The organism is Flavihumibacter cheonanensis, assembly GCF_022352215.1.
Taxonomy (GTDB): Bacteria; Bacteroidota; Bacteroidia; order Chitinophagales; family Chitinophagaceae; genus Flavihumibacter; species Flavihumibacter cheonanensis.
Window position 1 is genome coordinate 885618 of sequence record NZ_JAKRWF010000001.1, and the last position, 16343, is coordinate 901960.

Genomic DNA, 16343 nt, shown 5'->3' on the forward strand with positions numbered 1-16343 from the left:
CGTTCAGCTATGCTTTGCAACCGGATAGCGGGAGCAATAGTCCTGAAATGAAATACGTTCCAGGTCCCTGGTGAATAACTGTCTTTCTTCCAGGTTCATATTGCGTACCGGAAGCCGGAATTCACCGCAATCCAGTCCGATGGTTTTCATGAACATTTTGCCGGTAGCAATACCTCCATATTTTCCGAGTAGCCGGATCATATCAATACTTCGTTGCTGTTCTGCCCTCGCGGTTTCAAGGTCATTGCGTTCAAAAGCATCGATTAGTTTATGGTATAACGGTGCTGCATAGTTGAAGGTACTGCCCACTGATCCTTTCGCTCCCAATACCAGTGCCGACAACATATTCTCATCTCTACCCCAGAGCATATCATACCGCCCCTGCTGAAAGCGAAGACAACTGAGAAAATCCATAAAATCTTCATGGGTATATTTAATACCTGCAAAATTCGAAATATGTCCGTCCACTTCCTGTAACAGATCAATCATACTAAATCCGACCCCGGTTAAAACCGGAATATGATAATAATAGAAGGGCATATCAGGAACAGCGGCTGCTACCTCAGCAATACAGGCAGCCAGTTGTTTCACCGAAGACGGTTTGAAATAAAAGGGCGCTGTAAAAGATACTGCGAATATTCCTTCCTGATGGGCATGTTTTGCCAGCTCTATACAATCCGTAATAGAAGTGCCTCCAAGAAAACACATCACCCTGAATTCCGGATCCTGTCGGGTAGCTGAAGCCCATGCGGTAGTTACCTGTTTTTTCTCCTTCAGTGAAAGTGAGACTCCTTCTCCTGTTGATCCTGCTATAAAGGCTCCGGTAACACCATTTGTTTTCAGGAGTGCATAATAATCGGGAATGACAGCAAGGTTCAATTCACCCGATGCATGAAAAGGTGTAAAAGGGGCAGCGATCAACCCGTTTAAATGTTGGCTGGACATATTTCGAATTTAAGTATTCTATATTATTTTGGTTTAGCTGTCTGGTATCCAGGTGTCTGATCAACAAGGGGATCATTGGTCCAGATAGCAGGTGGAATCGGCCAGAGAATTTTATATCCATTAGTGGCTTTATCCAATACTCCATATGGATGAGCTGAGTTTTTATACACCAGTGGTTCATTGCTTACCTGCATTCTGCGCAAATCATACCAGCGTTTACCTTCAAATACAAACTCTTTGGAACGCTCTTCAAAAATCGCCAGTTCGTTTGCGTCTTTTGTTCCGGAAACAAAGGGATTCGGATCATTACCAACTCCACCGAAAGCACGATTCCGGATTGCCTGTACATATTCAGATGGATCTGCTCCTTCTGCATTCGATATTTCGGCCAACATCAGCAACCGGTCTGCTTCCCGGTAAACCGGCCAGTCGTCTGCGAAATAACGCTTATTCGCATCAATCGTTCCCAGGAATTTAACCAGTGCAGTGTTTCTCACTGTTACTGTATATGGTGTGGTGGAAGTGGTCACTTTGTAATAGTCAAAAAAGGTGGTATTTCTACGTTGATCTGCTACATCGTAGGATTGAAAGAATTCGAACGTATAACGGTATCGCTGAATAATCTGTTGAGAATTGGTTGCTGCTATTACCAGTGGGTCAACGAGGAAATTGCCAACACCTGAACTAACCGTTGAATCTTTGTAGTGCTGTCCGTCAAAATTAAAGGTGGAATAGGTGTAAGCGGCAACACCAGGCATTTCAGCCTCCCCTACCCGATAAGGTAGTGCAAAAATGATTTCACTATTCCGTTTTTTGTTATAAGCAAATACATCTTTGAAACTTGGCTGCAAGGAATAGTCGGTTACAGACAAAAGGCTACTTTTTGCATCGGCCAAATCCGCCGTGTTGCCATAAACTTTTGCAGACCAGAGGAATATTTCTCCTTTCAGCAATTTTGTAGCAGCTGGATTCCATTGGTATTTATCCTGAGCGGAACTGCTACCAAAAAGATCAATTGCACTGTTAATATCATTCTTGACTACTTCCAGTACTTCAGCTTCTGAAGAGCGGGCTCTTCTCAATGTTTCCTGGTTGGTATTTCCATTTAATACTTCAGGTTCCAGCCAGATGGGAACACCACCATAGGTTCTCAGTAAATGGAAATAATAATAAGAACGCATGGCATATGCTTGTCCCAGCAGATAGGATTTTTTTTCAGCGGGCAGAAATTCAATGGCAGTTACTCGCTGAATGAATAAGTTGATTTGTAGAATCGGATTATAAAAACCTGCCCAGTTGCCCACACCTGCTGAATTTTCTTCAATCCGGTGTTCAATAATATTTAATTCATTGAGGGAGGTGTTCTGCACATCTACATTACTATAAGCGCCACCCCTCATTTCCCCCAGGCGAATAAACATAAAATTATTGTCGCGGAATTGTTTGTGGAGTCCTACCATGAAATTGGTAACCTGGGCTTCATTCTGCCAAAAGTTTCCATCACCGAAATAATCTTCCGGAGCTAGCTCCAGTGTTTTACGGCAGGCAGTCTGCGTGCTGATAATAAATATCAGCAACCATAGAAGTGAATGTATTTTTTTCATACAAGTATGTTTCTTCAATGTGAATTAAAAGGTTAGGTTGGCTCCGAACACCAGGGAGGTTGGAATGGTGTAGGCGCTGTTTTGAGAACCGGTACGTTCCGGCAGATTCAGCATTTTATTAGAGATATAGCCAAGGTTCTGACCGGTAACCGTCAAAGTCAGGCCTTCCACGTTAAATCTCTGCAATATTCCTTTGGGTACTGTATAACTTAGCGATACTTCCCGGAATGCGAGGTAACTGGAATTCACCCAGAACATATCACTCGGGCGATCAAAGTTTTTAGTATTCAACTGATCTGCCCAGGTATAACGTGGATACTTCGCATTCGGATTCTCAGGTGTCCAGGTGTCTTTTACAATATCGGTCGCATTGAATTCGCCCTGGAAACTTCCCAGTGCCCACATCTGCATGAAGTCCTGCTGGATATGACCTGCCCCAAAATCGACTCTTGCAAAGAGTGATAAACCTTTATAAGATACAGTAGTATTTAAGCCTCCAGTCCACCGGGGAATGATTCTGCCCAGTGATACACGATCCCGGTAATCAATAGTGTCGTTTTTATCCAGGTCTTTCCACATCATATCACCCAGTTTGGTTGAAATATGATTGGTGAGTCCTAATTGGCTGATAAGTGCCTGACTGGCAACCCGCTTTCCGGCTGCTGAACCATATTGTGCTTCACCGGCTGCGATATCAATTACATTATAGGCATCCAGATCTTTTTGAGTACGGATAATTCCCGCACTTACATATCCAAATATTTCTCCGTACTCCTGGCCTTCCTGGTATCCACCAACCCAGATGATCCTTCCGGTTTTAGGATCATAAATTTGGGTTCCACCCTGGCGATTGTTTTCATTGCCATTGGAAGGAAGTTTGACGATAATGTTTTTATTCCACGCGGCATTGGCTCCAATGGTCCAGCGAAAATTTTTTCCTTTTATCAGGCGATACGACAATTCCATTTCCACGCCTTTATTTCGCATACTCCCATTATTGGTACGTAGTGAGGACAAGCCAGATGAAACCGGTAAATTGATAAAAGCCAATTTGTCGGTAGTTAACCTGTTGTAATACGAGATCGAAGCATTTATCTTATTATTCAGGAAAGCCATATCGGCACCTACTTCAACCGTATTTGATTTTTCCCAGGTGAGTTGCGGGTTGGTGATTCCTGTTTGCAAAAATCCAATCACACCATTGTAAGCGTCTTGTGCTCCATAGGAACCCTGCAGTTCATACAAACCGATCCCTTCATTGGTGCCTATTCCAATATTTCCGTTCTTACCCCAGCTGGCTCTTAGTTTGAGGTATGACAGCCATTTTTCAGTTGATGCCAGGAAATTTTCACGATGAGCCATCCATCCTACTGATAGTCCAGGAAAGGTACCATACTGGTTGTCTCCGATTAACCGGGAATATCCATCCCTTCGCACAGTGAAGGTGGCCAGGTATTTCCCATCGTAATCGTAGTTGATACGTCCGAAACCAGACATGATCCGCTCCCTCGAATGGAAAGATCCCATATTTCTTGTTTGCGTTGTTGCGTTGTTCAGCGTTAACCCGAGATCCTGGAAATCATCTGTCGGAGCGAGGGCTCCACCAGCTGAGAAGCCTGTATTGTAAACGGTATAATATTCAAAACCTGCCATCGCGCCAAGGTTATGCATATCAGAAAAACTGGACGTATAATTCAGGATGGCATTGTAGGTTTGACGGGTTGTGCGATTAAAGGAATTACTGCTGGAGCGGGTTCTGTTCCAGCCTGTGTTCGGGTTGGTATAACTTAACAAACCGGTTCTGAAATCGCGGTTAAAGGCTTCGTACAATCCTTCATCATACATCATAATACCACCAATTTTCGCATATAGATCCTTGTGAAAATTCACCGTGAAGGCCTGTCCAAGTGTTAATTTATCCGTTTGATTTTTACGATGGTACTTATCTATGTTGATTACGGGATTACCATCACTGGCATCCCTGCCAAGCAGTAATTCTCCATTCATATTGGTTCCACGCATGGTTGGAGGTGCTGAAAGCATTCGGCCCCAATAGTTGGCTTCACCATTTTGAAGCGATTGATCGCGCCAGTTTGCTTTGATGAATTGCACACTGCTTTCTGATTTCAACCAATCCTTGATTTTATATTCTCCGTTTAATGCGAGGTTAAGCCGCTTATAAAAAGTGGCCAATGATAAGCCCCCTTCGTCATAGTAACCTATATTCGCATAGTACTTCCCACGATCATTACCGCCGGTCATACCGATATTGTAATCCTGTACCAGCGCAGACTTATTCAAACCATAATCACCATAACTGAAGTCTTTATAAAGCAGTTCGGCAAAAGTTCCGTTCGGATCATATGCGCCGGCTGAATTGGTTGGTACAGCATCCGTCATGGTTTTCCAGCCTTGTCCGAGGCTAAGCAATTCGCGGTTGGCATCGGTGAGGCGCATCGTGCTCCATACTGCCCGGCTATCATAATTACCATCCAGCACATTTCCATTGGCATCCTTGTAGAGATTACCGGTACCACGGGGACCTACAGCCGCTAATACAGAAGGGGCCAGTGTTCCATTTTTAATGGCTTCGACTACCCCTCTCCGTTGCCAGGTTATATAGTCCTGTGCGGAAAGGAAATTGTAGGGAACGTTGAGGTAATTCCAACCAGTGCGGGCTTTCAGACTAATGGAAGCTTTTCCTGCTTTTCCTTTTTTGGAGGTGATGAGAATAACACCATTGCTGGCACGTGCACCATAAATAGCTGTTGAGGAAGCATCTTTCAGCACTTCCAGGCTTTCGATTTCTTCCGGGTTGATATCACTTAAAGAGGAACGGACTTGCCCATCCATGATAATCAGCGGGCTACCACTTCCATCAAATCCGGTACCTCCTCTGAGAACAATAGTAGGGAGTGCACCGGGACGGCCAGTACCTGTAGAAACCCTCAATCCCGGAATGGTTCCAGCAAGTGCCTGCGCAGGGTTGGAGCGGATACCAGTTTCAAGCACTTTGTTATCGAGCTTGGAAATGGAGGAGGTTACTTTGGAACGTTTGATTGTTCCATAGCCCACAACAACCACTTCATCCATTTTCTGATTTGCGGGCGTTAAACTGATTGTAAAACTGAGTTGGTTACCAGTTTTGATTTCCAGGGTCTCAAAGCCAAGAGAACTGAACACCAACACAGCATTCGGGACAGCATTCAGGCGAAATACACCATTTTCATCGGTTTGAGTGCCGGTGGAACTACCTTTTACCAGCACTGAAACGCCAGATAAGACAGTTCCGTCTTCGGAAGACCGTACAGTTCCTGAGATGGTCCGGCTTTGTGCCCATCCCTGGGTGGAGCCTAGCAATGCTATCAATAAGATCAGCAATAGCCGGCAAGGAATCGTGTTTCTCATAATTAAATTAGTTATGCATTATGTATGACATAATAAAATTAATGATAAATTTAAATCCACCAAGAAAAAATTCCCCTGATTTCCCTTTTCTTGTGGATAAGCTGGAAATCCCTAGTTTTGTCGGAATTTAGTATTACATAATAATTGTATGGCAATCAATTCCTTAATGGAAGATTTCAGTTCATTGGACACCAGTTCACTGGTGGATAAAGTGGAAGCAAAACTGGTTCAGTTGCTGAAGGATCAGAAGCTGAACGTGGGTGACAGCATTCCTAAAGAACTGGAATTAGCTGAGCGTTTGGGGGTAAGCCGAACTGTAATCCGGGAAGCCTTACTTCGCTTGAGGGTCATGGGATTGATTGAATCAAAAAAGAAAAAGGGTGCGGTGATTACGAGTCCGGATATCTTCGGCATCATCAGTAAAAGTGTTAATCCGCATATCCTTGACCAGTCCACGCTTAAAGAAATGTTTGAGCTGCGACTGATTCTTGAAATCGGGATGGCAGATTTTATTTTTCAGCGTATAACCCCCGCCGATATAAAGGAATTAAAGCAAATTGTGAGTAAAGAGCCGGATGCAACACAGGATTATTTGTTCAATATTGAGCATGAAATAGCATTTCATGGCAAGCTCTATGAAATCACTGGCAATGAAACCCTGAAGAAATTTCAGCGAATGTTATTGCCTGTCTTTGATTACGTACACCACAGTGGTTTATTAAAGAAGCAGGTAAGCATCAAACGATTCGTTTCTCACAAAGGACTGGTTGATATCATCGAAAACGGTAGTCCGGAAATGTTTCGCAACGCCATGCGCAATCACCTGGAGAATCATTTCTCCCGTTTGTTTGAGTAAGCTATTTCTTTTTGCGTTTCTTTTTGGTTGTTTCCTGCTCGGCCTGTTTAAGTAATTCTTTCCAGTTTTCATTGGGCAGATCTTCTGAAAGTGCAACGGTTTCCCGGTATTCAGCGGTACCAATAATTCTCTCTTTGATTTTGTTTCCGGTATACGTTTCAATTGCTGCCAATAATGGCTTCTCCTCTTCGCTGCAGAAGCTGATGGCCTGGCCTTTTTTCATGCCCCTGCCGGTTCTGCCAACGCGGTGTACGTATTTATCGGGTTCTTCAGGTAAATCATAGTTCACTACATAATCCACATCGGGAATATCAATACCCCGCGCATTTACATCAGTTGTAATCAAAAGGGGAATACTGCCTTCACGGAATTGATCCATTACCTGGAGCCGGTCTCCCTGCTCCTTCCCTCCATGCATCACCAGGCTGTCAATTCCCACTCTTTTCATGGCTGCCTGTATTCTTTCCGCACGAACTTTCGTTCGCGCGAAGACAAGGATTTTTTGCCCGGGTAATTCCTTTACCAGTCGCTCCAGGAAGAAGCGCTTGTCATCCATCGCTATATAGGTCACCGCATGATCAATGTTTTTGGAAACAGGATCCTGGGGAGACACCTGGATGCGGATCGGATTGTGCACCATGGCATATGCAAGGTCTTTAATGCGGGTATCGATGGTGGCAGAAAAAAACAGGGTCTGATGTTTTTTGGGCAAGCGTTTTTTTATGTCAACGATATCTTTATTGAAGCCCAGATCCAGCATATGATCTGCCTCATCCAGTACCAGTAACCAAACATATTGCAGGTCCAGCACCCGTTGATGATGCAGGTCAAATAACCTTCCGGGGGTTGCCACCACAATATCCACACCTTTCTTTAAGGAGCGGATTTGCTGCTCCTGGTCCACCCCTCCCACCAGGGCCAGTGTAGTTAGTTCGGTGTATTGCCCTATTTGTTGAAATACACCAGCGATCTGGATGGCCAGCTCCCGGGTTGGTACCATTACCAGGCATTGCAGCAGGTGTTTGGGTTTGCGTCTACGTTCCTGTTCCTGCTGTAAGAGGTGTAGAATGGGAATGGCGAAAGCGGCTGTTTTGCCTGTTCCGGTTTGTGCAATTGCAAGTACATCCTCCCCTTTCAATATACTGGGAATTGCTTTGTATTGAATATCAGTTGGGCGTTTAAATCCCAGTTCCGCCAAACTTTCCTTGATATCCTCCGAAATATGGTATTGTTCAAATCGCATGACCTTTCCTGTAAATAACGGTCAAAGGTCGTGGTTTTTCCCCGTAGATTTGTGCCCCCGAAAAAACCAGGTTATGATGCGGCAGGAAGCGAAACAAACCATTCAACTGGCATTTCCCATTGTGATTGGGGAACTGGCACAGATGGCTTTGCATATTATTGATACCGCTATGGTGGGGGCTATCAGTTATAAACAACTGGCAGCCGCTTCCCTGGTGATCAATGCGATGGGTATCCCCTTTGTAATTGGTATCGGAATGACTATCTCCGTTTCACAAATGGTTTCTATGGCGCATGGCCGGAGGGATTCCCAGTTGGTATCGCATTATCTCTACAATGGATTTTTTCTCTGTGCGCTGACAGCCCTGCTGATTTCTTTTGTGTTAATCGGGAGTCGCGGTATTTTACATCATTTAGGCCAGGATCCTGAGGTGGTGGAATATGCACTACCTTTTATGAAGCTGATGGGGTTGTCTATCATCCCTATGCTGCTGTTTATGACACTCAAACAGTTTACTGACGGTCTTGAATACACGAAAACGGCCATGATGTTATCGCTCGCTGGTATGCCGATCAATATCTTTTTGAACTGGTTACTGATTTATGGCAACTGGGGTTTCCCCAGGCTGGAATTATTGGGTGCGGGATGGTCTACGTTAATCACCCGTTCAATACTATTTATTATACTGGCCATTATTATACTGCGACATAAAACATTTCGCAGATACATTGCTGTTAGCAGCAGACAATGGAAACTGAAAAGCCGAACACTTCGCGAATTGTTATACATCGGAATCCCCAGTAGTTTACAGGTGGGCATGGAAGCCGGGGCTTTTGCGGTATCGGGCATCATCATTGGTACACTTGGAGCGGTTGCTCAGGCAAGTCATCAGATTGCATTGAGTACTGCATCGTTCACCTTTATGGTGTCGATGGGCTTGGCACAGGCCGGATCCATTCGGGTGAGTAATGCCTACGGACGCAGGAACTGGACAAAGATATCCGTGATTGGGCGCTCTACCCTACTGACCGCTCTTATTTATGGTTGTATATGTGCGGTAAGCTTTGTAGTATTCCGGAATCATATTCCCTTACTCTTTAATAAAAATGAAGACGTGCTTGCGCTGGCAGCCACCCTCCTCCTATTTGCCGGTTTGTTTCAAATTTCCGACAGTACACAGGCAATTGGTGCAGGACTCTTAAGGGGTATTAAAGATGTAAAAACGCCCACTGTATTGATTGGAATTGCCTATTGGGTAATAGGCATTCCATTGGGATATCTCCTGGGCTTTTATTTTGATATGGGTGCCCGTGGAATGTGGATCGGGTTAATAGCGGGACTGACCTTTGCCTCCCTGTTTTTGATCGCGCGTTTTCTGAAGATGAGTCGTAAAGGATCACTTTAATTTTTCCAGGGCAAGTGTACTTACCCGTGCCGCTACTTGCTCATAATACTTTTTTGAATAGTGCAAACTATCATAAGTAAGCAGGCTGAGATCATTGGCGGCCTGCCTGGATAACGTGGTAATTTCAATATAGGAAATTCCGGCACCTGCTGTAATACTCAGGTTTTTTTCATTAAACAGATCGATTTCCCGTTTAATCTGATCCCGGTTGGAAAAGCGTGCGAAGGGTGTAACGGAGTAATCCGGGATAGATAATACAATCACCTGTTTGGGATTTCCTCCGGCACGGTTTACTGCATACGTTAAAAGTTGCCTGAATTCAGCTTCGTATTCTGCAAGCGGGAGTCGACGATATTGGTTGTTGACACCAATCAGTAAAGTTACCAACTGAAAATTATTGGAGATAGTACGTTTACTAAGTTCTGCAAGCAGATCACCCGTGCTCCACCCTGTTCGTGCGATAATTTCGGGCGCTTTCATTTTAATTCCCTTATCCCGAAGCATGGCAGTTGTGATAACCGGAAAACGGTCCATTTCAACAACTCCTTGCCCAATGGTATAGGAATCGCCCAACGCCAGGTAGGAAAGTGAATCCGGCAACACCTGCGGAGGGTTAATTACTATAGGATTGGCAGGTGGTGGAGGGGCTGCTGGCGGTGTTCCGGTTCTGGAACAGGCAGCTATGAAAAAAGATCCGGCCAATAACCAGGAAGACCATCTTATTGAAAAAACAAAGGCAGGCATATCTATTATACGGATAGCCTGCCTTTTTGGTTCAGTTATTCACTTATTCAGTATCATCCGGCTTCAAGGTGCCATTTACGATGAATTTGATCTGCGGCTTACGGGTATCGTCTGATGCAGTTGGATTACCCATGATCAAAATGGTATAAGCCTTGCTCGCTTCAATCTGGATGGTTCTTTCTAGCCCCGACCCTTCACCGTTGGATGCTGTAATATTTAAATCTCCAACAGGCATGGAACTGAATTCACTCACTGTATTAAAAGGTGCAGTAGCCGGTACTTCTTTAGAACCGGAGCTCAGCTTAACAGCATACGCTGCAGAATCAGGTATGGCCTGGATAAAACGAACCAATGCTTCCCCTGTTGCTGGAAGTAAAGTGTCCAGGTGATCATTTACTATCAGATTGGAATATATACTGTCTGCTCCTGTTATAAAAAGCGAATAGTATTTATTCGGCTCAAAATTGAATCCGGCAGTTGTACTGATTTCAGAACCTGTCAATGCATTAATTCCTTTTATGTCCCGATTTCCGGTAAAAACAGGTAAATAGCCACCGGTGAAATTAGAGTAGGCAAATGCCTGGTTATTTAATGTGTTTCCGGATAAACGGATGAAAACACCATCTTGATCGGGTGCCAGGTTAAAAGCCATCAATCCCGCACTTGGAATTTCAGGCTGATCATCATTGTTTTTCATGCAGGATACTAATCCCAATCCCATTGTTGCCGCTACTAGCAGCAGAGAGATTTTTCTGGTTACAGTTATCATAGTTTGACTTTTGTTTGTTCCTAGTTGAGATGCAAATGAGACACCAGAGTTGCGTCAATATTAAACCTTAGCCCTTCTTTAACGGTAGCCGGAATTTTATGTTAAAATTTGAATCTGATTTAATCAGTTAACTTTGCGCTCCCTAAAACATCCCATATGTTAACTGAAAAAGACTTGCAATCCAGAAGTGGACAGGCATGTGAACTGTGTACTTCCACTTCCAATCTCTCGATTTATGAAGTTGGTCCGGATGCTGCTACAAAAGAAGAGATTGCTGTATATGTATGTGCGAAATGCAAAGCCCAGCTGGAGAAAAAAGAAATGCCGGATTCAGCCCACTGGAAGATATTGGAACAAACCATGTGGTCCGAAATTCCAGCCATCCAGGTGCTTTCCTGGAGAATGCTGAATCGACTGCGGGCAGATAGTTGGGCAGCCGATTTACTGGATATGTTCTACCTGCCTGAAGAACATGAAGCCTGGGCAAAAGCAACCGGAGATCATGTAAATGATGGTTCGGTGGAGCTTCACCGTGATACCAATGGCGCACAGTTGCAGGATGGTGATTCTGTTGTTTTGATAAAATCCCTTGATGTAAAGGGCTCAACCTTAACAGCACGCTTAGGTACAGTAGTGAAAAACATCCGTTTGGTTAAAGACAATACAGAACAGATTGAAGGACGGGTAGAAGGACAACAGATTGTTATTCTTACTAAGTATGTCCGGAAGCAGGGATAATTTCGACTTATTCTGTTCGAAGAGACCGTATCGGATTTGACATAGCTGCTTTTATGGCTTTGAAACTGACGGTTAGAATGGTCAATACTAGTGCAGCAATTGCAGCTAATATAAATACCTGCCAACTGATACTGATCCGGTAATCGTAATTGGTTAACCAGTTATTGAGGTAATAATAGGCAACAGGTGCAGCTATAATACAGGAAAGAATTACAAGAGTAACAAACTCTTTGGATAATAATCCCCATAAGTTGAATACACTTGCTCCCAACACTTTCCGGATACCAATTTCTTTGGTTCTTTGTTCTGCAACAAAACTTGCCATTCCAAACAAGCCCAGGCAGGAAATGAAAATAGCAAGGACGGCAAAATAAGTTGAGAGTTTTCCAATTCTTTCTTCTGCCTGAAATTTATTACCGAATGCCTCGTCTACAAAGCGGTATTCAAAAGGTACAGTGGGTGTATATTTTTTCCAGGTTTTTTCAATACTGCTGATCGCATTGCTGGTGCTTTGATTCGGATTCAGTTTCAGAATCAGGTTACTCATGTTGTCATACTCGCCGATATGATAAAGGGAGGGTCGCACCGGAAAAAAAGGTGATTCCTGCAGGATATCCTTAACTATTGCGATAATGGTATAAGGTCTTCTACCCCAGCGTAAGGTCTTACCTACCGGATCCTTCATTCCAATGAACCTGGCGGCGGTTTCATTGATCACAAAGGCTGCAGAATCAGATGCGAATTCCCGGGAAAAATCTCTTCCTTCTTTGATTTCCCACTTAATAGCTTTTCCATAATCAAAGGTGACCGCATTATTGGGGAAGTCAATAGCCAGGTTGGGATCTTTACCTTCCCAGTCAAATCCACCATTCGTATTCCAAACATCGGTAAGCGGGCTTTGAGAAGCGGCCATTTCTTCAATGGCTCCCGCCTGAATGAGTTCCTGCTTCACCACTTCAAAATGTTTTCTCACCTCAGGTTCCAGGTCGAGGCTGATCAATCCGTTTTTGGTATATCCGATCGGCCGGTTTTTCGCATATTGAATTTGTTGATAAACAATGATGGTTCCGATAATCAACATAACCGACACTGTAAATTGTACAACAACCAACACTTTTCTTGGCATCGCAGCAAAACGACCCATGCGGAACGTTCCTTTCAATACTTTTAATGGTTGGAAAGACGAAAGGAAGAGAGCTGGATAACTACCTGCCAGTAAGCCCGTTAGTAAAATAAAAGCAATACTAAAGATCCAGAAGAAGCTACTTTGCCAGGGAATAGTCAATTTTTTGCCTGCTACTTCATTAAAGGCAGGAATAAATAGTTGCACCAATCCCAGGCATAGCAGAAAGGCAATAAATACTATGAGATAGGATTCAGCAAAAAACTGTACGATCAATTGCCAGCGCATAGAACCGATAGTTTTCCGAATACCAACTTCTTTTGATCTTTTTTCACTTCTCGCGGTACTAAGATTCATGAAATTGATACAGGCCAATAGCAATACAAAGACTCCGATGATACTAAAGAGCCATACATATTGAATATTTCCTCCACTATTTTTACCGTCTTTAAATTCATTAAACAGATTCCATTTACTCATGGGTTGCAGAAAAACAATCCATTTGTACCTCCTTGCCTCCTCATTTATATTATCCAGTTTTACGTTTTTGATTTTTGCAGAAACTTTTTCCAGATCTGCGTTGTCTGCTAATTGTGCAAAAGTTTGACTGAAATTGCTATCCCAGGGATCGTTCATTCTTTTTACCCAGGGGTTGTCAATTAACCAAAGTTCCCATGGCAGTATTACTTTAAGATCCCGGAAAGTTGTATTGTCCGGCAGATCTTCATATATACCAGTCACTTTTACATCATAGGTTCGGTTTAATTTGATGGTTTTGTTAATCGGGTCATCGTTTCCAAAAATGGTGCTTGCAACTGATTCTGATAGCATAATGGAGTAAGGATCCAGTAAGCCGGAAATAGATCCATTGATCATTTTTAGTGTTAACATAGCCGGACCATCCGGTTCCATGTATAAGCCTTCGCTTTTAATATGCTTATCGCCCACGCTCAGTAACTGAGTGCCATTCCAGGAAGTTTGTACTACATATTTAAAATCATTGCCGTATTTGGTACGAATCTCCGGTCCCATGATAGCCGGGTTAGCTACCTGTGTACCGATTCTGCCATTGAAGCTGGCATGCTGCATTACCTGGGTAATGCGATCATAATTTGTATGGTATTTATTGAAGGTTAGTTCATCGTAAACCCATAATCCGATCATCATCGCTACGGCCATCCCAACTGCTAACCCACCAATATTGATAGCACTGTAACCTTTGCTTTTCATCAAATTGCGCCAGGCAATTTTGAAATAGTTTCTGATCATGATAAGTTGGTTGTTGGTTTTGGGTATTACGTTTTCCCCCAATCACTCAACGTATATGATGCCAACTTTTTAAAGGCCTGATTTTCATATCGGCAGATAGAAAAGGCGGTATTTGAATATCCGAAAATGATACAGGTATTGTCCGTTTTCGATACACTCAGGGGTTCTTACTTTACATGTAGTGTGATTTCTTCTTCTTTTTTAAGAAAATCTGCCACAACCGGTTGCCTGGTTCCGGAAGAAAGTAAGGCAGCATCATCCACTATTTTTATGGGTTCAATACAGGAGAGATGTTTTTCGCGGAAGGGTTTATTGTATTTCATATTATAAGCGGATATGACTGACCACCTTGATTTTTCGGAATTGTTGGCATCCGACCGATGCAGGATATTACTGTGAAAAAACAACACATCCCCTGGTTGCAGTTCACAATATATCAGATCGCACATAGTTGCTGCCTGCTCTACAAAATCCATATCGGCGCCTTGTTGTTCACCAACGAAATTGTGTTCGAAGCGCTGCATTTTGTGAGAGCCTTTTAACACCTGAAGACAACCGTTTTCTTTGTTCGCCTCGGTTAATGCCACCATCACAGATATCATCGCTTCCGGGTATAGGAAGCCGTTTTTATACCAGTAACCATAATCCTGGTGCCATTCCCAGGCACCTCCGGTTAGCGGTTGTTTTTGCATTACTTTAGAATGAAAATGACAAACATCTGTTGGCTCTGAATGCAATAACTCCCCTACTGCGTAAACCAATTTTTCGGACCTTGACATTAAACCAAAGGGATCATCACCTGGTGTAAACCAAAGTGTCAGTTTGGTGTCTTTTCCGGTTGTATCCCTGAAATCCATCGAATGAGCGGTAATGGAATCATCCGTTGCCGTGTTATACAACAGTGCTATTTCTTCGGGGGAGAACATCGCTTTGCGAATCAGGAAGCCATCACGCTGATAAGCTACCTTTTCTTCATCCGTCAGTACTTTTTTCATTTTGAAGGTTTTCGTTATGAGTTGGCTGGGATTTCTTTTTGAATAATGACCCCGGAATTTTTGTCTTTGAGGATCAGTTTGGTAACACCAGTTGGTAAAATTTCTTTCTTGACAAGATCATATTGCTCATTATAGGAATTACTTGCTTTATCCGTTACTGTTACATCCTCACCCCGCCAATCATCCAGCAAAACAGGTTCCCATTTTTTGGACAGAGCTGATAAAAAAGCAGCATCCAGAATAGCATTCACCACATACCCGTCATAAAAAGTTTCCATTGGAGCGCGATTTTCCTCAATGGCATCAAACATATCGGAGAACATATGGGGATAACCCAATTCATGAGCTTCATCTCCTACCGGAAATAACCAGCCTGCCTGTTGTTCTGCTTTTTCTGCTACATAACCCTGTTTGTTGCCGGCTACATACATTTCAAATCCGGTTCGTAAAAAACTATTCAGCCAGATCGAACCTTCTGTTCCCATAACTTCATCCCGCAGGTCCATTCCTCCCCGAAAGGTCCAGCTCACTTCAAACTGACTGATTGCGCCATTGGCATATTTTACCAGCCCGATGGCATGATCTTCTGCATCAATTGGATGAACCTGGGTATCCGACCAGCACATGACTTCAACCGGCCTGATCTGTTTTCCTATGAGGTTTCTGCCAATTTCCACACAATGACAGGCCAGGTCTATAATGGCTCCTCCACCAGACAATTCCTTGTTCCAGAACCAATCGCTATGCGGACCCGGATGTGCTTCCCTGGATTTTGTCCATAAAACTTTTCCAATCGCGCCATTCGCAACAGCTTCGATTGATTTTAGCATCTTGGGGGTATAACACAGGTCTTCCAGATAACCGGCAAAAACGCCTGCTTTCTCCACACAGTCGAGCATTATCTTGGCTTCCTTAGCCGTTCTGCCTAATGGTTTGGTACATAGTACATGTTTTCCGGATTGGGCAGCTAACTCAACAGCTTTGGCATGCAGGTGATTGGGCAATGCGATGACCACCACCTCTGTATCGGGATGGTTGATAGCCGCTTCCATATCATCGGTTGCGTGGGAAAGTTGATAATCTCTGGCAAATTGCTCAGCTGTTTGTTGAGACCTTGAATAAACGAGGTGGATCCTGTCCTTTCTTCTCTGGGCATGAAGCGCAGTAGCATAAAATCGGGCAATAAAGCCCGCACCAAGCATGGCAATTTTCATAAGCAGAAAGCATTCGTTTTACATAGTTAA

12 protein-coding genes are annotated in these 16343 nt (G+C 43.6%); 3 read left to right on the forward strand and 9 right to left on the reverse strand.

Features of this window, described 5'->3' with window-relative positions:
* Positions 1-3 precede the first annotated feature (3 nt).
* The 3 genes from MD536_RS03880 to MD536_RS03890 are packed head-to-tail and all read right to left on the reverse strand — an operon-like array spanning position 4 to position 5957.
* On the reverse strand, positions 4-945 hold the full coding sequence (locus tag MD536_RS03880) for a dihydrodipicolinate synthase family protein (protein WP_239595975.1): 942 nt from the start codon (positions 943-945) through the stop codon (positions 4-6).
* Between the two features lie 23 nt (positions 946-968).
* On the reverse strand, positions 969-2549 hold the full coding sequence (locus MD536_RS03885; protein ID WP_239595977.1) for a RagB/SusD family nutrient uptake outer membrane protein: 1581 nt from the start codon (positions 2547-2549) through the stop codon (positions 969-971).
* Between the two features lie 24 nt (positions 2550-2573).
* Positions 2574-5957 carry a SusC/RagA family TonB-linked outer membrane protein gene (locus MD536_RS03890; RefSeq protein WP_239595984.1) on the reverse strand — a complete coding sequence of 1128 codons (3384 nt, stop codon included), beginning with the start codon at positions 5955-5957 and terminating at the stop codon, positions 2574-2576.
* A gap of 148 nt (positions 5958-6105) precedes the next feature.
* Between MD536_RS03890 and MD536_RS03895 the strand changes: the two genes are divergently transcribed.
* Positions 6106-6813 carry a FadR/GntR family transcriptional regulator gene (locus MD536_RS03895; protein ID WP_239595986.1) on the forward strand — a complete coding sequence of 236 codons (708 nt, stop codon included), beginning with the start codon at positions 6106-6108 and terminating at the stop codon, positions 6811-6813.
* 1 nt (position 6814) lies between these two features.
* On the opposite strand, the gene MD536_RS03900 is transcribed toward MD536_RS03895, so the two are convergent.
* Positions 6815-8056 carry a DEAD/DEAH box helicase gene (locus tag MD536_RS03900; RefSeq protein ID WP_239595988.1) on the reverse strand — a complete coding sequence of 414 codons (1242 nt, stop codon included), beginning with the start codon at positions 8054-8056 and terminating at the stop codon, positions 6815-6817.
* A gap of 73 nt (positions 8057-8129) precedes the next feature.
* Here MD536_RS03900 and MD536_RS03905 point away from each other — a divergent pair, with 73 nt between their 5' ends.
* Positions 8130-9461: an MATE family efflux transporter gene (locus tag MD536_RS03905; protein ID WP_239595990.1), complete on the forward strand. Its 1332-nt coding sequence runs from the start codon at positions 8130-8132 to the stop codon at positions 9459-9461.
* Here MD536_RS03905 and MD536_RS03910 read toward each other — a convergent pair.
* Positions 9453-10205: a GDSL-type esterase/lipase family protein gene (locus tag MD536_RS03910; RefSeq protein WP_239595992.1), complete on the reverse strand. Its 753-nt coding sequence runs from the start codon at positions 10203-10205 to the stop codon at positions 9453-9455. The two genes, MD536_RS03905 and MD536_RS03910, sit on opposite strands and share 9 nt — an antisense overlap.
* A 43-nt stretch (positions 10206-10248) precedes the next feature.
* Positions 10249-10974: a DUF4397 domain-containing protein gene (locus MD536_RS03915; RefSeq protein ID WP_239595994.1), complete on the reverse strand. Its 726-nt coding sequence runs from the start codon at positions 10972-10974 to the stop codon at positions 10249-10251.
* Between the two features lie 156 nt (positions 10975-11130).
* Between MD536_RS03915 and MD536_RS03920 the strand changes: the two genes are divergently transcribed.
* Positions 11131-11712, forward strand: coding sequence for a PhnA domain-containing protein (locus MD536_RS03920; protein WP_239595996.1), 582 nt, complete (start codon positions 11131-11133; stop codon positions 11710-11712).
* Between the two features lie 7 nt (positions 11713-11719).
* Here the strand turns inward: MD536_RS03920 and MD536_RS03925 are convergent, their stop codons facing one another.
* The 3 genes from MD536_RS03925 to MD536_RS03935 form a co-directional block, all read right to left on the reverse strand.
* Complete coding sequence (locus tag MD536_RS03925; RefSeq protein WP_239595998.1) at positions 11720-14104, reverse strand: ABC transporter permease; 2385 nt, start codon at positions 14102-14104, stop codon at positions 11720-11722.
* Positions 14105-14271: 167 nt separating this feature from the next.
* Complete coding sequence (locus MD536_RS03930) at positions 14272-15099, reverse strand: phytanoyl-CoA dioxygenase family protein (RefSeq protein ID WP_239596000.1); 828 nt, start codon at positions 15097-15099, stop codon at positions 14272-14274.
* Between the two features lie 14 nt (positions 15100-15113).
* The gene (locus MD536_RS03935; RefSeq protein ID WP_239596001.1) at positions 15114-16313 is read right to left on the reverse strand and encodes a Gfo/Idh/MocA family protein; all 1200 of its coding nucleotides are present in this window, start codon (positions 16311-16313) and stop codon (positions 15114-15116) included.
* Between the last annotated feature and the right edge of the window lie 30 nt (positions 16314-16343).